General features: G+C 64.1%; 19 protein-coding genes. 16 read left to right on the plus strand and 3 right to left on the minus strand.

Annotated features, from left to right (window positions below; all coding sequences use genetic code 11):
• Window positions 1–2: 2 nt before the first annotated feature.
• From mraY to FHS03_RS11465, 12 genes are all read left to right on the plus strand, one after another.
• The gene (gene mraY, locus FHS03_RS11410) at window positions 3–1172 is read left to right on the plus strand and encodes a phospho-N-acetylmuramoyl-pentapeptide-transferase (protein WP_183441091.1); all 1170 of its coding nucleotides are present in this window, start codon (window positions 3–5) and stop codon (window positions 1170–1172) included.
• On the plus strand, window positions 1172–2674 hold the full coding sequence (murD, locus tag FHS03_RS11415) for a UDP-N-acetylmuramoyl-L-alanine--D-glutamate ligase (protein ID WP_183441092.1): 1503 nt from the start codon (window positions 1172–1174) through the stop codon (window positions 2672–2674). Before mraY ends, murD begins: the two co-directional genes overlap by 1 nt.
• On the plus strand, window positions 2674–3885 hold the full coding sequence (gene ftsW, locus FHS03_RS11420) for a putative lipid II flippase FtsW (RefSeq protein ID WP_183441093.1): 1212 nt from the start codon (window positions 2674–2676) through the stop codon (window positions 3883–3885). Before murD ends, ftsW begins: the two co-directional genes overlap by 1 nt.
• Entirely contained in the window at window positions 3882–4949 is a 1068-nt protein-coding gene (gene murG / locus FHS03_RS11425) for an undecaprenyldiphospho-muramoylpentapeptide beta-N-acetylglucosaminyltransferase (protein ID WP_229426162.1), read from the plus strand. Before ftsW ends, murG begins: the two co-directional genes overlap by 4 nt.
• A complete protein-coding gene (gene murC / locus FHS03_RS11430) occupies window positions 4946–6337 on the plus strand; it encodes a UDP-N-acetylmuramate--L-alanine ligase (protein ID WP_183441094.1) in 1392 nt (463 codons plus the stop codon). The genes murG and murC overlap by 4 nt, the downstream gene beginning before the upstream one ends.
• Window position 6338: 1 nt before the next feature.
• Window positions 6339–7301 (plus strand): D-alanine--D-alanine ligase, encoded by a 963-nt coding sequence (locus tag FHS03_RS11435; RefSeq protein ID WP_183441095.1) that lies wholly within the window; start codon window positions 6339–6341, stop codon window positions 7299–7301.
• A gap of 13 nt (window positions 7302–7314) precedes the next feature.
• Complete coding sequence (locus FHS03_RS11440) at window positions 7315–8082, plus strand: cell division protein FtsQ/DivIB (RefSeq protein ID WP_183441096.1); 768 nt, start codon at window positions 7315–7317, stop codon at window positions 8080–8082.
• Window positions 8083–8114: 32 nt separating this feature from the next.
• Window positions 8115–9347, plus strand: a complete 1233-nt coding sequence (ftsA, locus tag FHS03_RS11445; RefSeq protein ID WP_050409309.1) for a cell division protein FtsA — start codon at window positions 8115–8117, stop codon at window positions 9345–9347.
• A 133-nt stretch (window positions 9348–9480) separates the two neighbouring features.
• On the plus strand, window positions 9481–10707 hold the full coding sequence (ftsZ, locus tag FHS03_RS11450; protein ID WP_183441097.1) for a cell division protein FtsZ: 1227 nt from the start codon (window positions 9481–9483) through the stop codon (window positions 10705–10707).
• Between the two features lie 170 nt (window positions 10708–10877).
• Window positions 10878–11381, plus strand: coding sequence for a peroxiredoxin (locus tag FHS03_RS11455; RefSeq protein WP_183441098.1), 504 nt, complete (start codon window positions 10878–10880; stop codon window positions 11379–11381).
• Between the two features lie 243 nt (window positions 11382–11624).
• Entirely contained in the window at window positions 11625–12524 is a 900-nt protein-coding gene (locus FHS03_RS11460; protein ID WP_183441099.1) for a hypothetical protein, read from the plus strand.
• The gene (locus FHS03_RS11465) at window positions 12521–13627 is read left to right on the plus strand and encodes a zinc metalloprotease (protein WP_183441100.1); all 1107 of its coding nucleotides are present in this window, start codon (window positions 12521–12523) and stop codon (window positions 13625–13627) included. Before FHS03_RS11460 ends, FHS03_RS11465 begins: the two co-directional genes overlap by 4 nt.
• Before the next feature lie 31 nt (window positions 13628–13658).
• Here the strand turns inward: FHS03_RS11465 and FHS03_RS11470 are convergent, their stop codons facing one another.
• A complete protein-coding gene (locus FHS03_RS11470) occupies window positions 13659–14177 on the minus strand; it encodes an SET domain-containing protein (protein WP_371871653.1) in 519 nt (172 codons plus the stop codon).
• A 105-nt stretch (window positions 14178–14282) separates the two neighbouring features.
• Here FHS03_RS11470 and FHS03_RS11475 point away from each other — a divergent pair, with 105 nt between their 5' ends.
• The 3 genes from FHS03_RS11475 (at window position 14283) to lpxC (ending at window position 16679) form a co-directional block, all read left to right on the plus strand.
• On the plus strand, window positions 14283–14576 hold the full coding sequence (locus FHS03_RS11475) for a hypothetical protein (protein WP_183441101.1): 294 nt from the start codon (window positions 14283–14285) through the stop codon (window positions 14574–14576).
• Window positions 14577–14867: 291 nt separating this feature from the next.
• A complete protein-coding gene (locus FHS03_RS11480; protein ID WP_183441191.1) occupies window positions 14868–15710 on the plus strand; it encodes a DMT family transporter in 843 nt (280 codons plus the stop codon).
• 33 nt (window positions 15711–15743) lie between these two features.
• Window positions 15744–16679 carry a UDP-3-O-acyl-N-acetylglucosamine deacetylase gene (gene lpxC, locus FHS03_RS11485; RefSeq protein ID WP_183441102.1) on the plus strand — a complete coding sequence of 312 codons (936 nt, stop codon included), beginning with the start codon at window positions 15744–15746 and terminating at the stop codon, window positions 16677–16679.
• Between the two features lie 156 nt (window positions 16680–16835).
• Here the strand turns inward: lpxC and FHS03_RS11490 are convergent, their stop codons facing one another.
• Complete coding sequence (locus FHS03_RS11490; RefSeq protein ID WP_183441103.1) at window positions 16836–17309, minus strand: DciA family protein; 474 nt, start codon at window positions 17307–17309, stop codon at window positions 16836–16838.
• A gap of 228 nt (window positions 17310–17537) precedes the next feature.
• Between FHS03_RS11490 and secA the strand changes: the two genes are divergently transcribed.
• On the plus strand, window positions 17538–20300 hold the full coding sequence (gene secA, locus FHS03_RS11495) for a preprotein translocase subunit SecA (protein WP_183441104.1): 2763 nt from the start codon (window positions 17538–17540) through the stop codon (window positions 20298–20300).
• A 67-nt stretch (window positions 20301–20367) separates the two neighbouring features.
• On the opposite strand, the gene FHS03_RS11500 is transcribed toward secA, so the two are convergent.
• A complete protein-coding gene (locus FHS03_RS11500; protein ID WP_183441105.1) occupies window positions 20368–22359 on the minus strand; it encodes an ATP-binding protein in 1992 nt (663 codons plus the stop codon).
• Window positions 22360–22420 lie beyond the last annotated feature (61 nt).

Here is a 22420-nt window from a genome sequence, read left to right on the forward strand (position 1 = left end):
TCATGCTGCTTTGGCTCGCACAGATGTTCCAGGACGACATAGGCTTCCTGCGCGTCTTCAACTTCATCACCTTCCGCGCGGTGTTCGCCACCATCACGGCCCTGCTCATCGGTCTGTTGGCCGGTCCCGCCGTGATCCGCAAACTGACCGAGATGAAATACGGCCAGGCGGTGCGCACCAACGGTCCTGAGACCCACCTGAAAAAACACGGCACTCCGACCATGGGCGGCGTGCTGGTGCTGATCGCCATCGGCGTCGCCACCCTGCTGTGGTGCGACCTGTCGAACCGCCTGATCTGGCCGGTGATGATCGTGACCGTCGGCTTTGGCGCCGTGGGCTGGGTGGACGACTACCGCAAGGTGGTGCGCCAGGACCCGGAAGGCATGCGTTCGGCCGAAAAATACTTCTGGCAGTCGCTGGTGGGCATCGGCGCCGCGCTGTACCTGGCGTTCTCGGTCTCGGCACCCACGCCGGCCAAGGTGTTCGAGCTGTTCTTCGCCTGGGTGCAGTCGGGCTTCTCGATGGACCTGCCGCCCAAGGCCGACCTGATCGTGCCCTTCTTCAAGACCATCAGCTATCCGCTGGGCGTGTGGGGCTTCATCGCGCTGACTTACTGCGTCATCGTCGGCACCTCGAACGCGGTCAACTTCACCGACGGCCTGGATGGCCTGGCCATCATGCCGACCGTGATGGTGGGTTCGGGCCTGGGCCTGTTCGCTTACCTGACCGGCAGCGCCACCTATTCCAAATACCTGTTCATTCCGCACATTCCCGGCGCGGGCGAACTGATTATCTTCGTTGGCGCGATGGTGGGCGCCGGCCTGGCCTTCCTTTGGTATAACACCCACCCGGCCCAGGTCTTCATGGGCGACGTCGGCGCGCTGGCGCTGGGCGGCGCGTTGGGCACCATCGCCGTCATCGTGCGTCAGGAAATCGTGCTGTTCATCATGGGCGGCATCTTCGTGGCCGAGACCCTGTCCGTCATCATCCAGGTGGGCTGGTTCAAGTACACGAAAAAACGCTATGGCACCGGCCGCCGCGTGTTCTTGATGGCGCCCTTGCACCACCACTTTGAACAAAAGGGCTGGAAAGAAACCCAGGTCGTCGTGCGCTTCTGGATTATCACGATGATGCTGGTCCTGATCGGTCTCTCTACCTTGAAACTGCGCTGATGATCTATAACGGCAAAATCGCTCTGGTACTCGGGCTGGGGGAATCCGGCCTGGCGATGGCGCAGTGGCTGGCCCGCTGCGGCGCGCTGCTGCGCGTGGCCGACACGCGCCCTGTGCCGGACCGCCTGGCCACGCTGCGCGAGCAGTTGCCGGGCACGCAGTTCATTTCCGGCCCCTTCGACGCGGCCCTGCTGGACGGCGTGGACTTCGTCGCCGTCAGCCCAGGCCTGGGTCCGAAGCGCGAGCTGGCCGCCATCATGCCGGCCGCCGCCGAAAAGAACATCCCCGTGTGGGGCGAGATCGAGCTGTTCGCCCAGGCCTTGAAATGGCTGAAGGACGAGCGCGCCTACGCGCCGAAAGTCATCGCTATCACCGGCACCAACGGCAAGACCACCGTCACCAGCCTGACCGGCCAGCTGTGCGAGCGCGCCGGCTTGACGACCCGCGTGGCCGGCAATATCAGCCCGGCCGCGCTGGACGTGCTGCGCGAAGCCATGGCCGACGACACCCTGCCGCAAGCTTGGGTGCTGGAGCTGTCGTCCTTCCAGCTGCACACCACCTTCAGCCTGAACGCCGACGCCGCCACCGTCTTGAACGTGACCCAGGACCATCTGGACTGGCACGGCGATATGGCCGCCTACGCCGCCGACAAGGCGCGCATCTTCGGCGAAACCAGCGTGCGCGTATTGAACCGCGACGACGCCTGGGTCATGAAGATGGCCAATCCGGTGGGCGAGAACGTCAGCTTCGGCATCGACGAACCGGCGCTGGCGGGCAGTTTCGGCCTGGTCAACGAGCGCGGCATCTTCTGGCTGTCCACCGCCGAGCCAAGCGAGGAGCAGGAACCGAAGAAGCGCCGCAAGAACGATCCGCTGCCGGAACCGGTGGAATGCCAGATCAAGAAGCTGATGCCGGCCGACGCCTTGCAGATTCGCGGCATGCACAACGCCTCCAACGCGCTGGCGGCGCTGGCCCTGTGCCGCGCCATCGGCCTGCCTTTCGCGCCGCTGCTGCACGGCTTGCGCGAATACAAGGGCCAGCCGCACCGCGTGGAACTGGTGAGCGCCATCAACGGCGTCGAGTTCTACGACGACAGCAAGGGCACCAATGTGGGCGCCACCGTGGCCGCCCTGAATGGCCTGGGCAAGAGCTTCACGGGTGAAAACCAGCGCCTGGTGCTGATCGCCGGCGGCGACGGCAAGGGCCAGGAATTCGAACCGCTGGCCGAGCCGGTGAGCCGCTATGTGCGCGCCGTGCTGCTGATCGGCCGCGACGCGCCGGCCATCCGCGCCGCCCTGGCGGACAGCGGCGCGCGCCTGGAAGATTGCGCCACCTTGGAAGACGCCGTGAAACGCGGCGCCGCCCTGGCCCATGCCGGCGACGCCGTGCTGCTGTCGCCCGCCTGCGCCAGCCTCGACATGTTCAAGAACTACGCCCACCGCGCCCAGGTCTTTATCGACACCGTGCGCGAACTGGCGCTTGATGCGGGACAGGAGCTCTGATGCCGCTGCAACTGCCATTCCGCTTTGGCTCCTCGTCGGCTTCGTCGGCGATGGAGAGCCGCGCGCGGCAGTCCAAGATGATGGAATACGACCAGCCGCTGATCTGGGTCACGCTGCTGCTGATGTTGCTGGGCATGGTGATGGTGTATTCGGCTTCGATCTCGCTGCCCGATTCGCCCAAGTTCGCCGCCTACAAGAACTCCTACTTCCTGACGCGCCAGGCCATCTTCATCGGCCTGTCGGCGCTGGCCGCCACCATCGCCTTCCGCATTCCGATCGCGGACTGGCAGCGCGGTGCGCCGTACATGTTCATCGGCACCCTGGTGCTGCTGGTGCTGGTGCTGATTCCCGGCCTGGGCGTGGTGGTCAACGGCGGCCGCCGCTGGCTGTCGCTGAAGATCATGAACTTCCAGCCTTCCGAGCTGATGAAAGTGGTGGTGGTGCTGTACGCCGCCGACTACACGGTGCGCAAGCAGGAATACATGCACAAGCTGACCAAGGGCTTCATGCCGATGGCGCTGGCGGTCAGCTTGGTCGGCCTCTTGCTGCTGCTGGAACCCGACCTGGGCGCTTTCGGCGTGATCGTCTGCATCGCCATGGGCATCCTGTTCCTGGGCGGCGTCAACGCCATCTGGTTCGGCGGCATCGGCGCCATGCTGGTGACGATCTTCGTCTCCATCATCGCGCTGTCGAAATTCCGGCGCGACCGCTTCTTCGCCTACCTCAATCCCTGGGAAGAAGAGAATGCGCTGAACAAGGCTTACCAGCTGACGCACTCGCTGATCGCTTTCGGGCGCGGCGAGTTGTTTGGCGTTGGGCTGGGCGGCAGCCTGGAAAAGCTGCACTACCTGCCGGAAGCGCATACCGACTTCCTGCTGGCGGTGATCGGCGAGGAGCTGGGCCTGGTGGGCGTGCTGATCGTGATCGCCATGTTCTACTGGATCGTCAAGCGCGCCTTCGACATCGGCCGCCAGGCCATCGCCATCGACCAGACCTTTGCCGGCCTGACCGCGAAAGGCATCGGCATCTGGATCGGCGTGCAGACCTTTATCAATATGGGCGTGAACCTCGGTCTTCTGCCGACCAAGGGCCTGACCCTGCCGCTGATGAGCTATGGCGGCACGGGCGTATTAATCAATTGCGTCGGGTTGGCGATCCTGCTCCGGATCGACTACGAGAACCGTATCCTGATGCGAGGCGGCAGATTATGAAACGACTGATGATCATGGCGGCCGGCACCGGCGGCCATATTTTCCCCGGCCTGGCGATCGCGCAGACCATGCGCGCGCGCGGCTGGGAAGTGAGCTGGCTGGGCACTTCGCACGGCATGGAGCAGGAACTGGTGCCGAAGAACGGCGTGGCGATGGACGCCATCCACTTCAGCGGCATGCGCGGCAAGGGCTTGCTGCATACGATAGGCGGCGCGTTCAGGATGCTGGGCGCTTTCGCCGACTGCTTCGGCTATATCGGCCGCCGCAAGCCGGACGTGGTGCTGGGCATGGGCGGCTACGTCTGCGTCCCGGGCGGCATGATGTCGCGCCTGCGCGGCGTGCCGCTTGTCCTGGTGAATGCCGACGCGGCCCTGCTGCTGTCCAACAAGACGCTGGCGCCGATGGCGAAAACGGTATGCTTCGGCTTCCCCGCCGATTTCGGCAGCGCCGCCGGCAAGGCCACCGTCACCGGCAATCCGGTGCGCAAGGAAATCCTGGCGCTGCCGGCGCCGGCCGAGCGCTTCGCTGGCCGCGGCGGCCCGCTGCGCATCCTGGTGGTGGGCGGCAGCCTCGGTGCGAAAGCCCTGAACGACAATCTGCCGGCCGCGCTGGCGCGCATCCCCGTGGCGCTGCGCCCCGTGGTCACGCACCAGTCGGGCAAGAAGAATATCGACGCGCTGCGCGCCGCCTATGCCCAGGCCCAAGTGGCTGCGAACGTGGTCGATTTCATCGACGATATGGCGCAAGCCTATAGCAATGCCGACGTGGTGGTTTGCCGCGCCGGCGCCATTACCGTTTCCGAATTGACGGCGGCGGGCGTGGCCAGCGTACTGGTGCCGCTGGTGGCTTCGACCACCAGCCACCAGCGCGACAATGCGCAGTGGATGGCGCGGCAGGGCGCTGCCATCCATCTGCCGCAAACGGATATGAACCCGGACAGCGTGGCGGCCCTGCTGCAGACGCTGACGCGGGAGCGCTGCCAGCAAATGGCTGAAGCGGCGCGGGCAGCAGGCAAGCGCGACGCCAACGACGCGATCGCAAAAGTATTGGAAGAAGCAGCATGAAACACAAGGTAAAAAACATTCACTTCGTCGGCATCGGCGGCAGCGGCATGAGCGGCATCGCCGAGGTGCTGCTGACCCTGGGCTATAACGTCAGCGGTTCGGACCTGGGCAGCAATGCCGTGACCCAGCGCCTGAGCGATATGGGCGCCACCGTGCACCAGGGCCACGCCACCGAGAATATCGGCGCGGCCGACGCCGTCGTCACCTCCACCGCCGTCAAGGAAGACAATCCCGAGGTGGTGGCCGCGCGCAGCCGCAAGATTCCCGTGGTGCCGCGCGCCGTCATGCTCGGTGAGCTGATGCGCCTGAAGCGCGGCATCGCCATCGCCGGCACGCACGGCAAGACCACCACCACCAGCCTGGTGGCTTCGGTGCTGGCCCAGGGCGGCCTCGATCCCACCTTCGTCATCGGCGGCCGCCTGACCGCGGCCGGCGCCAACGCCAAGCTGGGCACCGGCGACTATCTGGTGGCCGAGGCGGACGAATCGGACGCTTCCTTCCTGAATCTGTCGCCGATGATCGAGGTGATCACCAATATCGACGCCGACCACATGGAAACCTATGAGCATGATTTCGAAAAGCTCAAACAGGCTTTCGTGCAGTTCACGCACCGCCTGCCGTTTTACGGCCGCGCCATGCTGTGCATCGACGACGCCCATGTGCGCGCCATCATCCCGCATGTGACCAAGCCGATCACCACCTACGGCTTCCATGAGGACGCCGAAGTGCGCGCCGTGAACGCGCGCGCCGTCGGCACCCAGATGCACTTCACCGTGATCCAGGAAGGCTACGCCGACCTGGACGTGGTGCTGAACCAGCCCGGCATGCACAATGTGCAGAACGCCTGCTCGGCCGTCGCCATCGCGCGCGAAATCGGCGTCGAGGACAGCGCCACCCAGGCCGGCCTGGCCGGTTTCGCCGGCGTGGGACGCCGCTTCACCAAATACGGCGAGATCGCCATCCCGGATGGCGGCAGTTTTACGCTGGTGGACGATTTCGGCCACCATCCGATCGAGACCGAGGTGACGGTGGCCGCCGCGCGCGCCGCCTATCCCGGCCGCCGCCTGGTACTGGCCTTCCAGCCGCACCGCTACAGCCGCACGCGCGACCTGTTCGAGGATTTCGCCAAGGTGCTGAGCAGCGTTGATGTGCTGGTGCTGGCCGATGTCTACGCGGCGGGCGAGCAGCCCATCGTGGCCGCCGACGGCCGCGCCCTGGCGCACGCCATCCGCGCGCGCGGCAAGGCCGAGCCGGTGTTCGTGGAGAACATCGCCGATATGCCGGAGACGATCATGAATGTGGTGCGCGACGGCGACGTCGTGCTGACCATGGGCGCGGGCTCGATCAGCGGCGTGCCGAACAAACTGACTACGTATCAAAAGGTCTGACGTGAACAAGATTACTGCACAAGAAGCGCAAGCATTCGGCAAGGTCGGCGTGCTGTACGGCGGCCGTTCCGCCGAGCGCGAAGTATCGAAAATGTCCGGTGCCGGCGTGCTGGCCGCGCTGCAAAGCCATGGCATCGACGCCCACCTGTTCGACACCGGCGAGCGTTCGCTGGCCGAACTGGCAGCCGAACAATTCGACCGCGTCTTCATCGCGCTGCACGGCCGCTATGGCGAGGACGGCAGCATCCAGGGCGCGTTGGAACTGCTGGGCATTCCCTACACCGGCAGCGGCGTGATGGCCAGCGCCGTCGGCATGGACAAGATCACCACCAAGAACCTGTGGGTGAAAGCCGGCCTGCCGACGCCGGGTTACGCCCAGCTGGACGCCGGCTCCGACCTGGCCCAGGTGGTTGCTGAACTGGGCCTGCCGCTGATGATGAAGGCGCCGCACGAAGGCTCGACCATCGGCATCACCAAGGTCACGGACGCCGCCGACATGCAGGCCGTCTACGACGCCACCGCCGCGCTGGACGATTCCGTGCTGGCCGAGAGCTTCGTCAGCGGCCGCGAATTCACCGTGGCCGTGCTGGGCGGCGGCGCGAACGCGCGCGCCTTGCCGGTGGTGGAAATCGTCGCCCCGCAAGGCAATTACGATTATCAGAACAAGTACTTCACCGACGACACCCAGTATTTCTGCCCGCCGCAGCTGGACGCCGCCATGCAGGCCGAGATGCAGCGCCTGGCGCTGCTGGCCTACCGCGCCGTCGGCTGCGAGGGCTGGGGCCGCGTCGATGTGCTGCTGCGCGAAAGCGACAACACGCCTTTCCTGCTGGAGGTGAACACCTCGCCCGGCATGACCAGCCACTCGCTGGTGCCGATGGCGGCGCGCGCCACCGGCCTGAGTTATGAAGACCTGTGCGTGGAAATCCTGCGCGCGGCGCGCCTGAAACTGGCGAAAGCCTAGGAGCGAGAGACAGATGTGGCATGACGTGAAAGCCCTCAACGCGACCGCCAGCGGCTTGTTTGCGCTGGCCCTGCTGGCCTGCGCGGCCGGCGGCGTGTGGTGGGTATCGCAGCGTCCTGTATTCGATTTGCGCACCATCCGCGTTGAGACGCTGGACAAGACGGAATTGAAGCATGTGAACCACCTGACCCTGCGCAACGGCACGCAGGGCCGCATCCGGGGCAACTTCTTCACCGCCAACCTGGAGACGGTGCGCCAGGTGTTCGAAGCCGTGCCCTGGGTGCGCCGCGCCACCGTGCGGCGCGAATGGCCCGACCAGCTGATCGTGGCGCTGGAAGAGCATGAGGCGCTCGGCACCTGGGGCGAGGATGGCCGCCTGCTTTCGACCAAGGGCGATGTGTTCACCGCCAACCTGGCCGAGGCGGAAGAGGATCACGAGCTGCCCGAGTTCTCGGGACCGGACGGCAGCGAGAAGGAAGTGCTGGCGCGCTATGCCGAACTGCGCAAGTGGTTCGAGCCGATCAAGCTGGAGCCGGAAAGCGTGGCGCTGTCGAGCCGCTACGCGTGGACGGTGAAGCTGGATAACGGCATGAGCGTGGCGCTGGGCCGGGAGCAGCACCACAGCATGCTCAAGGAAAGGGTGGACCGGCTGGTGGGCATCTGGCCGCAGCTGGCAAGCCGGGTACAGAATATTGAAACGATCGATTTGCGCTACCAGAACGGACTGGCCTTGAGCGCGACGGGACTGAAAATCCCGGCCGAGAAGAAAACCGGCAAATAAAAGAATGAGTGAATTTACAGTAGGCATAGGAAATGACTAAAGACGCGAAAAACCTGATCGTCGGCCTCGACATCGGCACCTCCAAGGTGGTGGCGGTGGTGGCCGAAGTGATGGCCGATGGACGCCACGAAGTAATCGGCCTGGGCCAGCACGAATCGAAGGGCTTGAAGAAGGGCGTTGTCGTCAATATCGAGGCGACGGTCGAATCCATTCAGCGCGCGCTGGAGGAGGCGGAGCTGATGGCCGACTGCAAGATCCGCAATGTCTATGCCGGCATCGCAGGCAGCCATATCCGCAGCTTCAATTCCAGCGGTATGGTCGCCATCAAGGACAAGGAAGTCACCGCGACCGACGTGGCGCGCGTGATCGAAACGGCGAAGGCGGTCAATATCCCGACTGACCAGCAGCTGCTGCATACCGTGCCGCAGGAATTCATCGTCGACAGCCAGGAAGACGTGCGCGAGCCGATCGGCATGAGCGGCATCCGCCTGGAAGTGAAAGTGCATATCGTCACCGGCGCCGTGAGCGCGGTGCAGAACATCGTCAAGTGCGTGCGCCGCTGCGGTCTGGAAGTATCGGACCTGATCTTGCAGCCGATGGCTTCGGCCGACGCCGTGCTCACCACCGACGAGAAGGAATTGGGCGTGGTGCTGATCGATATCGGCGGCGGCACCACCGACGTTGCAGTGTTCTCGGACGGCGCGATCCGCCACACGGCGGTGATTCCGATTGCCGGCGACCAGATCACCAACGATATTGCCATGGCCCTGCGCACGCCGACGGCCGAAGCGGAAGAAATCAAGATCCGCTACGGCGTCGCCAAGCAGGTGCTGGCCGACCCTGGCGAACACCTGGAAGTGCCGGGCCTGGGCGACCGTGGCTCGCGCAATCTGTCGCGCCAGGCGCTGGCTGCCGTCATCGAGCCGCGCGTGGAAGAGCTGTTCGCGATGGTGCACCAGGTGGTGCGCGAGTCCGGCTATGAAGGCGTGCTGTCCTCGGGCATCGTCCTGACCGGCGGCACCTCCATCATGCCCGGCATGGTCGAAATGGCGGAAGACATCTTCCTCAAGCCGGCGCGCATGGGCACGCCGGATTACCGCGGCCAATTGGCCGACGTGGTGCGCAGCCCGCGCTACGCCACGGTCCTGGGCCTGCTGCAGGAAGCGAAGAAGCAATACCTGCGCGGCCACATCGTGACCCGCCAGGACGGTTCGGTGAAGGCGGTCTGGCAGCGCATGAAGGAATGGTTCCTCGGGAACTTCTGATTTTTTTGTAGTGGCAGGGCAGTACAAGAGCAAAGCTTTAAGGATATTGATAAACAAACGCAGTTTTCAATCCCCAGTTCTCCTACCGATATGAGCACTGGCGCTTGAAAACCGCATTCTTTAGGAGTACATCATGGAGTTCGATATGGTCGATAACGCAGCACTGGGAACGGTCATCAAGGTTGTCGGCGTTGGCGGCGCCGGCGGCAATGCGGTCCAGCACATGATCAACAAGGGCATGAGCGGCGTGGAATTCATCGCCGCCAATACCGACGCGCAGGCACTGTCCGCGTCGAAGGCCAATAACCTGATCCAGATCGGCGACAGCGGCCTGGGCGCCGGCATGAAACCGGACGTCGGCCGCCAACTGGCCGAGGAATCGCGCAGCCGCATCGAAGACTCCCTGCGCGGCGCGCACATGGTCTTCATCGCTGCCGGCATGGGCGGCGGCACCGGCACCGGCGCCGCGCCCATCGTGGCCGAAGTGGCCAAGTCCCTGGGCGCGCTGACCGTCGCCGTGGTTTCCAAGCCTTTCTCGCACGAAGGCCAGAAGTGCATGGACATCGCCGAAGAAGGCCTGGAACAGCTGTCGCAGAACGTCGACTCGCTGATCGTGATCCTGAACGAGAAGCTGGAAGAGATCTACGAAGACGAAAGCCTGATCGAGTGGCTGCAGCACGCCGACGACGTGCTGAACAACGCCGTGGCCGGCATCGCCGAGATCATCAATGTGCCGGGCCATATCAACGTCGACTTCAACGACGTGAAGACCATCATGGGCGAGCAGGGCAAGGCCATGATGGGCACCGCCACCGCCTCCGGCGTGGACCGCGCGCGCATCGCCGCCGAACAAGCCGTGGCTTCGCCGCTGCTCGATGGCGTCGACCTGTCGGGCGCGCGCGGCGTGCTGGTCAACGTGACCGCCAGCCGTGGCCTGAAAGGTAAGGAAATCAAGGAAGTCATGGCCGCCGTGCGCGCCTTCGCCGCGCCGGACGCGTCGATCGCCCAAGGCATCGCCTACGACGACGAGATGGGCGACGCGATCCGCGTCACCGTGGTGGCGACCGGCCTGGGCAAGGGCAAGAAGCATGTGCAACTGGTGCCCCAGCAAGTGCTGCGCACCGGCACCCACAACAGCCCGCTGACCCCGTCGGCAGCGCTGGGCGGCGGCGCCGCGACCACCTCCGTGTCGATGGGCGCGGCAGGCGGCCTGACCGGCGGCGGCGCGCAAGCCTTCGACGGCATGAAAGCGCCGGCCGTATGGCGCCGAGAATCCGCATCCGAACAGGTGCGCGCGCTGCAAAACAATGGCATGGAAACCTACGACATTCCAGCCTTCCTGCGCAAGCAGGCTGACTAAGCCGGTTTAGACCGGCCCGGTCGGCCGCGCCGCCGCCCGCTTCCTACCCGGAACGGCGCGGCGGCGCGGGCATTTCTGCACACTTTATTCGGCTCTGGCATACTGCTGCCGGGGCATGCCGCGCGCTGCGCGGTTTTTTTATTTCCACATTAGAAAAGAGGAGTCACGCCATGACCATCAAGATCGGCGACACCCTGCCGGAAGGCAGCCTGTCTGAATTTATCGAAACCGAGACCGAGGGCTGCGCCCTGGGTCCGAACACCTTCAATGTGCAGGATCTGGTCAAGGGCAAGAAGATCGCCATCTTCGGCCTGCCAGGCGCCTACACCCCCACCTGCTCGGCCCAGCACGTGCCGGGCTATGTCAAGCACGCCGCCGAGCTGAAAGCCAAGGGCGTCGATGAAATCTGGTGCATCTCGGTCAACGATGCCTTCGTGATGGGCGCCTGGGGCCGCGACCAGAAAGCCACCGGCACCGTGCGCATGATGGCCGACGGCAATGCCGCCTACTCCAAGGCCCTGGGCCTGGACGCCGACTTCAGCAAATTCGGCATGGGCACCCGTTCCCAGCGCTACTCCATGCTGGTGGAAGACGGCGTGGTCAAGCAGCTCAACGTCGAGCAGGGCGGCAAGTTCGAAGTCTCGAACGCCGAAACCATGCTGGGCCAGCTGTAATTTGTAGTCCCTTGCGCGGAGAAACGGCCGTCGCCGCTTCTCCCGCCCGCTGGTCTTACAGACCAGCGCCTGCCTGGTTGAATTGTATTTATATGACAACAAATTGCTTTTAATAATAAGCAATTTCGTCTATGCATCCCGTCTTGCCCCATACTCCCGCAAGTTGTACTGTTTGTAAAAAAACATCTTTCAAAATGCTAGTTTCTGACGGCGTTTTGGATCAACTTACTGGGGAGAAATGCAATGAAAAGAATTTATTGCGTACTGGGAAGCTGCATCTTGGCCGGCTGCGCCGCGAAGCCCGAACTGGTCTACCATAAGATCGACAGCGGCACGCCGGCGGCCTACAAGGAAAACATCGCCGACTCCTATTACCGCAACGCCTCCGTCGTCAGCGTCAGCGTGCAGGAACCCAAAGATCCGCAAAAGCCTGGTCCACTGACCTATGTCATCGCCTCCACGCCCACCGAGGCCCGCGATTTCAAGATCGGCATCGAACCCGTCAATAACCTGCTCAACACCACCAAGATCACCATCACCAAGCCGGAGAACAGCGAACGCTATGCGAGCGGCGGCAGCGAAACCAAAGACAATCTGAAAGACACCATCACCGCCGTCGGTGGACTGGTGGCGAAGGCGGTCGCCATGGCCGCGCCCTCGTCGCAGCCGCAAGCGGCCGGTGCCGACTCCTGCAGCGCCAAGCTGGGCGAAGTCGCCACGGTCGATCTGAGCGCCGCATTGATGAAAAAAGCGTCGCAATCGTTTACCGCGCGCTTCGATAAAGCCGACCCGGCCAGCGCCTGCATCAAGGTGGAGCTGCAGGGCGTGCCGCTCGACGCGATTCCGGTGGACGATTACCCCTGGGGCAAAAAAACCAGCGCGTATTTCTATTCGGCCTGCCGCAGCGCCACCATCACGGTCAGCTATCCGGATAAGAGCCGGCAGCCGCTGGTCAAAATCGTCCGCGTGGCCGATCCCGGCTTCCTGCAGTACGTGCACTATCCGTTCAAGGGCGTCATTACCATGCATTCGGAATGCGGGGTCTCGGTCAAGACCGACGGCACGGCGGACCCGCTGGCGGGCGTGGCGGCGATGACGGAGCTGCTGAAGCAGGCGGAGGCCATCAAAGGGGCCAATAAATGACAGCGCGCAGGACGCCGGCCGGACTGCGCCCCCTGGCCGGCATGCTGCTGCTGTGCGCGGCGTCCTGCCAGGCCAGCGACAGCGTGCTGGCCGCCAATCCCGCCGGCGTGTTTGAGCGCCTGATCCTGGATGCCATCGCCGTCGCCGATCGCAACGCGGAAAAATCCGGTTTTTTCGCGGAAAGCATTGCGGCCGCCCGATCGATCGCGCAGAATTCCGCGCTGTGGACCGGCGACAAAATCTCCGTGTGTTTCTGGAATGGCGAGGAAGCGGCGCGCCTGGCCGTGGCGCAAAGCGCGCAGCGCTGGAACAAGGCATCCCGCATCGCGCTCGACCTCTACGAGGCGTCCGGCAAGACGCGCCGCTGCGTCAATGCGGAGACGGCCGATATCCGGGTCTCGCTGAATGGCCAGGATGCGGCCCTGCGCTACTTCCCCGGCCAGGAACGCCAGGGCAACTGGTCGCTGATCGGACGCCAGAGCAATTTTCCGCCGGTCGGCGAGGGCAGGGGCGTGCGCTACGACGTCACCGTGAATTTGCCGGAAGTGCTTGGCAAGCTGGCGCTGAACGATCTGGACCAGCTGGACTTCACCGTGGGCCATGAGTTTGGCCATGCCCTGGGGCTGCTGCATGAGTTTCAAGCCGAGGTCTGCGCGGGCTGGATCGACATCGATACGCTGGCCAGCGACCAGGGGTGGGCCAAGCCGGATGCCGCGCTCAACCTGGCGCCGCTTACCGATCTGACCATCCGCTACCAGACGGTGGGCGCCTACGACAAGTTCTCCATCATGCAGTACAACTTCGCAGCCAAGTACTATGTGCAAAAGCCGCCGGAAGTGAATCCCTGCCGGCGGGACAAGGATGTGATTGCGCCCTCAAAAGGGGACTTCGCCACGCTGAAGGAGTTGTACGGCAAGCCCAAGGGACAGGTCGTGGCGGCGACCCAGGTCTTGCGCGTGTATGGCGGCATGGCCGGCTTGCGCGACAAGCTGCTCAAGCGGCGCCAATTCGCTTTGCAGAACCACCCGCCGGTGGCCGATGCGCTGGGCGAGGTGCAGCGCGCGCTGCAGCGGCTGGAAGACTTGGAGCAGGGACGCTACTAGCCGGTGCGCGTGGCGGGCGGCAAGAAGGGGATCAACGTCCCTTCTTGCCGCGCTTGGGCGCGAGCATGGTGCCGCTGCAAGTGGGCGCGCCGCAGAAACAGGCGAAGGCGCGCTTGACGGCGGCGGTGTGGCGGGCTTCGTAAATCAGGCCGTAGTTGTACTTGAGTTCTTCGCCGGGCGCGATCGGGTGCAGGGCGTGGATGAAGACGCGGCCATCCTCCTCGACCGCTTCGCAGTTCGGCTCGCAGGCATGGTTGATCCAGCGCGATTCGTTGCCGCCCGCGCCGCCGTCGATGAGCATGCCGTCATCCAGGCTGAAGAAGAAGGTATGGTTGATGGGGCCGCCTTTTTCCTCATTGCGGCGGCAGGTTTCCTCCCAGCTCACGCGCTCGCCCGTGTACTCGATGATGCGTTCACCGGGCGTGATGGCGCATAGCGCAAACACGCCCTGGCCATGGATGGACGAGTTGCGCACCTCGCACACGGCGGAAGGGGCGGACAGGCTGGCGGAATCGGAGAGGGAGGCGGGCAGGGTCATGACGCCAATCATAACCTGCTCTGTGCTGTTGCGCCGTCCCTGCTTTTACGCGGGGCTTTTCGTGTCGCGCCAGGTATCATGCCAGAGGCCTTCCTAGAATTCAGGAATGGGGCGGTCGTGAAATATATAACCGTGGAAGATGTGCTGCAACTGATCGCCAGGGATAAGCCGGCACACTATGAAGCAAGCCGGAACGAAAGCTACGAGGAATGGCTGCTGCGCACCGTGAATGCTGCCATCGCCGGCTTGGGCGATGGCAGCAACCCCGTATTCACGCCCGAAGAATGGGCGCGCCTGAAAGCGCAATGCTGGGAGCGGCTGGATGATGAGGGTTCTGCGCAGCCTGGGGTACCTAAGATCTTGACGCGATTACCCGCTATATCGCAGGGTTTGACCGCAAGGCGGCGTTGAATATGCGGGATAGCATCGATGTCCAGGTCGGCAAGTTGGCCGATCCGAATTATCCGCGCCGGACCGGCTGCGTTCCTGGAACTTTCGAACTGGTCGCGCACCGCAATTCCATCGTCACCTTTCAGCAAGACGCAGCGGCGGTGACTGTTTTGCGCGTAGTGCACGCGCGGCGGCGCTATCCCTGGGACAACATGATCGCCGGGCTTTGCGTACAATGGACGGTCCCGCTCAACTATCTGGATCGCCCGCGTGACCCCGCAATCGAAAGAAAACCTGCAAGCCATTTACGCCATGCTCGCCGCCGTCGCCATGTTCTCCTTCATGGATACGACGATGAAGCTGCTGGCCGCCCACTATCCCCCCATGCAGGTGACGGCGTTGCGCTGCCTGTGCTCGCTGCCCCTGGTCTGCGTCTATCTCGGCTATCGAGGCAAATTCGGCAATCTATTCAAGGTGCGCTGGCCGCTACAGATCTTCCGTGGCGCGCTCGGCATCGCCATGCTGACCCTGTTCGCCTATGCGCTCAAATCGCTGCCGCTGGCGGAAACCTATTCCATCTTCTTCATCGGCCCGGCCCTGATCACGGCCCTGTCGGTCTTCGTGCTCAAGGAAAAAGTGGACCGGATGCAGTGGCTGGCCATCGCGGTCGGCCTGGGCGGGGTGCTGGTGGTGCTGCGTCCCGACGGCGGCAATCTGGTGTCGCTGGCGGGGCTGGCCGTGCTGGCCTCGGCCGCCTGCTATGCGATCTCGGCCGTGGCCAGCCGCATCCTGAGCCGCACCGACGCGCCAGAACACATCATGTTCTGGGTGCTGGTGCTGATGGGGGCCGGCGCGCTGCCGCTCAGCTACCAGGGTTGGGTGCCGCTGCGTCCGGAAGACTGGCCGGTGCTGCTGGGCCTGGCCGTCAGCGGCTTCCTCGGCCAGCTGGCGCTGACCGTGGCCTTCAGCCGCGGCAAGGCTTCGATCGTGGCGCCGTTCGAATACTCGGCCCTGGCCTGGGGCGTGGGCATCGACTGGGTACTGTGGAATACGCTGCCCGACGGCTATACCCTGCTGGGCGCGGCCATCATCATCGGCAGCGGCATCTACCTGGTGCGGCGCGAAGCCGTGCACGCGGAAGCCGAGCATCCCTGAGCTGCCGCCGGGCAAAGCCGATATAATCTCAGCATGCTAAAACAACGTACTATCAAAGAGTTAATCCGCACCACAGGCGTCGGCCTGCACTCCGGCACCAAGGTGGTGCTGACCCTGCATCCGGCCGCGCCGGACACGGGCATCATCTTCCGCCGCGTCGATCTCGACCCGGTGGTGGAGTTCCCCTCGAACGCCATGGCGGTGGGCGATACCCGCATGGCCTCGGTGCTGATCCAGGATGGCGCCCGCGTCTCCACGGTCGAGCACCTGATGTCGGCCTGTGCCGGTCTCGGCATCGACAATCTGTATATCGACGTGAGCGCGGAAGAAATTCCCATCATGGACGGTTCGGCCTCCTCCTTTGTGTACCTGCTGCAGCAAGCCGGCCTGGAAGAGCAGGACGCGCCCAAGAAATTCATCCGCGTGCTGAAAGCGGTCGAGGTGCGCGATGGCAAAGGCGCCAATGAAAAATGGGCGCGTCTGGTGCCGCACGATGGTTTCAAGCTTGACTTCTTCATCGAATTCAACCACCCGGCGGTGGACGGCACGGCCCAGCGCGCCAATGTCGACTTCGGCGACGTCTCCTATATCCAGGCTGTGGCGCGCGCGCGCACCTTCGGCTTCATGCAGGATGTGGAAATGCTGCGCGGCATCGGCCTGGCGCGCGGCGGTTCGCTGGAAAACGCCATCGTCATGGACGAATACCGCATCCTCAACTCCGACGGCCTGCGCTACGACGACGAATTCGTACGCCACAAGATCCTGGACGCCATTGGCGACCTGTACCTGGTCGGCCATCCCCTGATCGCCGCGTACGAAGCGCACAAATCCGGTCACGCCCTGAACAATCTGCTGTTGCGCGAACTGCTGGCCCATCCCGACGCGTATGAAATCGTCAGCTACGACGACATCAGCAAAGCACCCCCATCCTACGCCCGCCAACTCGCCCAAGAGTGGTCCTACAACTAAGCCTGCAGCCCGACCAGCTTTGATCCAGCGCAAACAATGTCCACCCTGGTGTCAGGCACCACGGTCGGACATTTGCTGATCTAAATCAAACAATGTCCGACTCCGGTGCCTGACACCAGGGTGGGACATTGTTTGATTTGGCGCAAACGCGGGCGCTTAAGCGGGGCGGCGGCGCGCGACCATGGCGCGCAGGGCGGCGATCAGGGGGCGGTTTTGCGCGGTCTCTTCCAATTCCTTGCTGAGCTGGTCGAAGGAGTTGACGGCGCTGTCGGGCAAGGCGAACTGGCGCCGCTCGACGGGCAGGGGCTGGGCCGACTTCATCATCTGCACGCGCAGACGGATGTTGTTGATTTGCCACCCTTTTTGTTGCAATGCCTCTTGTAGCTTTGGCAATTGTTGCTTAAGCTTGGCGGCAACCGCGGCATTTGGCACCGAGAGCAGCAATTGACCGTCTTCGCAGGCCAGGATTTCGCTGAGCTTGAAGGCGGCCGGCAGGGCGGCGGCGCAGTCGGCTTGCAGGGCACCCATGCGTTCGGCGGCCGGCAACAGGGCGGCCAGGCGGTCGTGGCGGCGCAGGAAATCGGTGGCGTCGGCCGGACGGCGCGAGCGGTTGAAGGTGTCGAATCGCATGCGCCTACCTTACCATAGCCGGCTCATCCATGCTGAGCGGACGGGCTTGCCGGGGCAATTTATTCCCTGTTGCCTATTGTGTTATAGGGCCGGGAACCCAACCTTGCCGGGAACGCATGATAGAATCACCGTCTTTTGCCATAGGCGGACTCGGTGCGGTAGGGCCGCCCACTGGGGCGAGGTCGCGAAGCGAGCTTTTTTTAACGGCGTTTATACAAGAATTCAAGCATGTCCTTACTGACCCAGATCTTCGGCAGCCGTAACCAGCGGTTGCTCAAGCAATACCAAAAGACGGTGAAAGCGATCAATGCGCTGGAACCGGAATACGAAAAGCTGTCGGATGCCGAGCTGCAAGCGAAAACGCCGGCCTTCAAGGAGCGTATCGCCAACGGCGAGGCGCTGGACAGCCTGCTGCCCGAAGCCTTCGCCGTCTGCCGCGAAGCGTCCAAGCGCGTGTTCAAGATGCGCCACTTCGACGTGCAGCTGATCGGTGGCATGGTATTGCACTATGGCAAAATCGCCGAGATGGGCACCGGTGAGGGCAAGACCCTGACCGCGACCCTGCCGGCCTACCTGAATGCGCTGTCGGGCAAGGGCGTGCACATCGTGACCGTCAATGATTACCTGGCGCAGCGCGATGCCGAAACCATGGGCCGCCTGTACCGCTGGCTGGGCCTGAGCACCGGCATCAATCTGTCGCAGATGGAGCATGCCACCAAGCAGCAGGCTTACGCGTCCGACATCACCTACGGCACCAATAACGAGTTCGGCTTCGACTACCTGCGCGACAATATGGTGTTCGAGGCGCGCGACCGCGTGCAGCGCGCGCTGAACTTCGGCATCGTCGACGAGGTGGACTCGATCCTGATCGACGAGGCGCGCACGCCGCTGATCATTTCCGGCCAGGCCGAGAACCATACCGACCTCTACCACAAGATCAATAGCGTGCCGCCGCTGCTGACCTTGCAAGTGGGCGAGGAAACCGCCGACGGCAAGGGCAAGATCGAGGTGCCGGGCGACTATACCAAGGACGAAAAAGCGCACCAGGTGCTGCTGACCGAAGCCGGCCACGAGAAGGCCGAAGGCATCCTGACCCGCATGGGCCTGCTGCCCGAAGGCGCCTCGCTCTACGATTCGGCGAATATCACCCTGGTGCACCACCTGTACGCCGCCTTGCGCGCCCACGCCCTGTACTTCAAGGACCAGCATTACGTGGTGCAGAACGATGAAGTGGTGATCGTCGATGAATTCACCGGCCGCCTGATGACGGGCCGCCGCTGGTCCGACGGCCTGCACCAGGCCGTCGAAGCCAAGGAAGGCGTGAAGATCCAGAACGAGAACCAGACCCTGGCCTCGATCACCTTCCAGAACTATTTCCGCATGTACGCCAAGCTGGCGGGCATGACCGGCACCGCCGACACCGAAGCCTACGAATTCCAAGAAATCTACGCGCTGGAAACCGTGGTGATTCCGCCCAACCGTCCTTCCCAGCGCAAGGACCGCCAGGACCAGGTGTACAAATCGAATGCCGAGAAGTACAACGCCATGATGCTGGACATCCGCGATTGCTACGAGCGCGGCCAGCCGGTGCTGGTGGGCACCACCTCGATCGAAAACTCCGAGCTGCTGTCCGGCATCCTGGATAAGGCCAAGCTGCCGCACAATGTGCTGAACGCGAAACAGCACGCGCGCGAAGCGGAAATCATCGCCCAGGCCGGTTCGCCGAAAGCGATCACCATCGCCACCAATATGGCCGGCCGCGGCACCGACATCGTGTTGGGCGGTAACGTTGAAAAACAAATCCAGTTCGTCGAAGCCAATCCCGACCTGAGCGACGCCGACAAGGCGGCCCAGGCGCAGAAGCTGCGCGACGGCTGGCAAGCGCTGCACGAGCAGGTGGTGGCGGCCGGCGGCCTGCACATCGTCGGCACCGAGCGCCACGAGTCGCGCCGCGTCGACAACCAGCTGCGCGGCCGTTCCGGCCGCCAGGGCGACCCGGGTTCCTCGCGCTTCTACCTGTCGCTCGACGATCCTTTGCTGCGCATCTTCGCCGGCGACCGCGTGCGCGCCATCATGGACCGCCTGAAGATGCCGGAAGGCGAACCGATCGAAGCGGGCATCGTCAGCCGCTCGATCGAATCGGCCCAGCGCAAGGTCGAGGCGCGCAACTTCGATATCCGTAAGCAGCTGCTGGAATACGACGACGTCGCCAATGACCAGCGTAAGGTGATCTATCAGCAGCGTAACGAGCTGCTGGAAAGCACCGACGTGTCGGAAACCATCGAATCGCTGCGCCACGGCGTGTTCACCGATCTGGTGCGTGTCTACGTGCCGGAAGAATCGGTGGAAGAGCAGTGGGACGTGGCCGCGCTGCAAAACGTGCTGGCCAGCGAATGGCAGTTGCAACTGCCGCTGACCCAGATGCTGGAAGCCGAGCAGAACCTGAGCGACGAGGAGCTGCTGGAGCGCGTGCTGGCCGCCGCCGACGCGCAGTACAAGGAAAAGGTCGAGATCGTCAGCAAGGAAGCGTTTGCCGGCTTCGAGCGCAATGTCATGCTGCAGAGCATGGACAGCCACTGGCGCGAACACCTGGCCGCGCTGGACCACCTGCGCCAAGGCATCCATCTGCGCGGCTATGCGCAGAAGAATCCGAAGCAGGAATACAAACGCGAGGCCTTCGAGCTGTTCGGCCAGATGCTGGACATGATCAAGAACGATGTGATCAAGCTGGTGCAGACCGTGCGCATCCAGTCGCGCGAGGAAATCGACGCGGCCGAAGCGGCCATGGCCCAGTCGCATGTGGAAAACGTGCACTACCAGCACGCCGACTTCAACCCGAACGCGGCGCCGGAAGAGTTGCTGGCCCCGACCGCGCTGCCGGACGGCGCTACCGAAGCGAGCGTCAGCATGGGCGTCAAGGTCGGCCGCAACGACCCTTGCCCTTGCGGCAGCGGCAAGAAGTACAAGGCTTGCCACGGCAAGCTGGCCTAAGCCGGCTGCACACCAAAACCGGGGATGCGTCCCCGGTTTTTTTTCGTCCCTGGCCAGCGCCGGGGGCTTAGCGCGCCGCCTCGTAGAGGGGCGAACTGAGCGGCACGCTGATGCGGATCACGGTGCCGGCGCCCGGCGCCGAATCGATCGCGATGCGCCCGCCGAGCACGCCGCTGACGATGTTGTAGACGATGTTCATGCCGAGGCCGGTGCCGCCCTGGCCCATCTTGGTGGTGAAAAAGGGATCGAAGACGTGGCGCCGCACCTCTTCGCTCATGCCCACGCCATTGTCGCTGAAGCTGATCTCGGCCAGTTCGCCGCCGCCGGCCTGGGCGTGGATCACGATCTGGCCTTCGCTGCGGCCTTCGAAGGCGTGCATCAAGGCATTGTTAAGCAGATTGGTGAAGATCTGGTACAGGCTGCCCGGATAGGAATCGAGCATCAGGCTGGACGGCACGTCGAGGCTGACGCGGCAGTTGGCGCGGCGCAGGCGCGGCATGAAGGTGGCCGTGGTGTCGCTCACCACGGTAAGCAGGCTGAAGCAGCGGCGCTGGTCATTGGTCTGGTCGACGGCGATCTGCTTGAACGAGGAAATCAGTTCGGCCGCCTTTTGCAGCGAGCTGGAGATCAGGCCGCAAGCCAGGCGCACTTCCTCCAGGTGGCTGGTCAGGGCCGAGCGCCGCAGCGCGCCGGCCGCCACCAGGCTATCGAATTCCTCGACGCGGTCGCGCAGCGCGGTCGAGGCCAGCAGGCTGTTGCCGATCGGCGTGTTCAGCTCGTGGGCGATGCCGGCCACGAGGGAGCCGAGCGAGGCCATCTTCTCGGCCGCGATCAGGTCGTGCTGGGTGCGCTTCAAGGTGTCGAGCGTGTGCGACAGCTCGCGATTGGCGTGCTCCAGCTCGGCCGAGCGCTCGCGCACCCGGTGTTCCAGTGAAGCGTTGAGTTCCTGCAGCGCGTCCTTGGCCTTGCGCTCCTGGGTCAGGTCGAGCAAGGCCCAGATGATGGCTTGCTGCCCGTCGAGCAGCAGGGAGGACGACCAGATCGTCACGCTGCCCTGGCTGCCGTCCGGCAGCTGCACATCGGCCACCTCGCCGCGCACCGCGCCCTGGCGCTGGTGCAGTTGCCAGATGCGCTGGCGTTCCACCGGCGAGGCCCAGAACGGCAGCTCGTCCGAGCGCTTGCCGACGACGTCGGCCAGCTCGCGGTGGAAGGTGCGCAGCAGGGCGCGGTTGGCGATCAGCACGCGCCCATCCTGGCCCGAGACACTGAGCGGCAGCGGCGTCATGTCGAACAGGGTATGGAAGCGCGCCTCCGATTCCGACAGGCGCAGCTCGGATTCCTCCAGACGCAGGATGCGGTCGCGCAGGGTGGCGCTCATGGTGTTGAGCGAGTGGGTGAACACCTGCAGCTCGTCGCCGCCGCGCTCGGGCAGCTGGCGGCCGTACTGGCCCTGGGCCAGCTGCTGCGACTGCTCCGTCAGCGCCTGCAGGCGGCGGCCGATGCCGTGGGTCAGGGCGACGAAGAGCAGCAGGCCGACGCCGAAGCCGGTCAGCGCGATGGCGCTGCCCTGCAGCATGACCTCGTCACGCGCCTTGCCCAGTTCGGCTGTGGACAGGCCGAAGTTGAGCGAGCCGATCTCGTTCTGGTTCAAGAGCAGCGGGGCGCGCACATGCAGGATATGCTCGTCGAACAGGGTGCGCACGCCGCCCTCGTCGGCCTTGCCCCGGCGCAGCAGCGCGGGCAGTTGCAGCGGCTGCTCGCCGGCCTGGGCCAGGGCGCGGCCGGAAGCGTCGAGCACCACGATATAGCGCAACAGGCTGTCGCGCGGCTCGGCCAGCATCTCGTTCCAGTAGCTGCTCAACTCGTTCAGCCGGCCGGTGCTGGCATAGGGACTCAGGGTCAGGTTCAGCGTGACGGCATACTCATGGGCTACCCGCTCGGCATTACGGCTGACCGCGTTCTCCATCAGCCGCAGGCTATTGGCGATCAGCACGCCGACCACCAGCGCCAGGATAAACGCGCTCAGCAGCAGGAATTTGACGCGCAGGGGCAGTCTCATCGGTACTCCTCATCTGGATACCCCCGGATTGTATCCTTTTAGCAAGCCACTCCACCACCAT

Source organism: Pseudoduganella violacea (assembly GCF_014191875.1).
GTDB classification, from domain to species: domain Bacteria; phylum Pseudomonadota; class Gammaproteobacteria; order Burkholderiales; family Burkholderiaceae_D; genus Rugamonas; species Rugamonas violacea_A.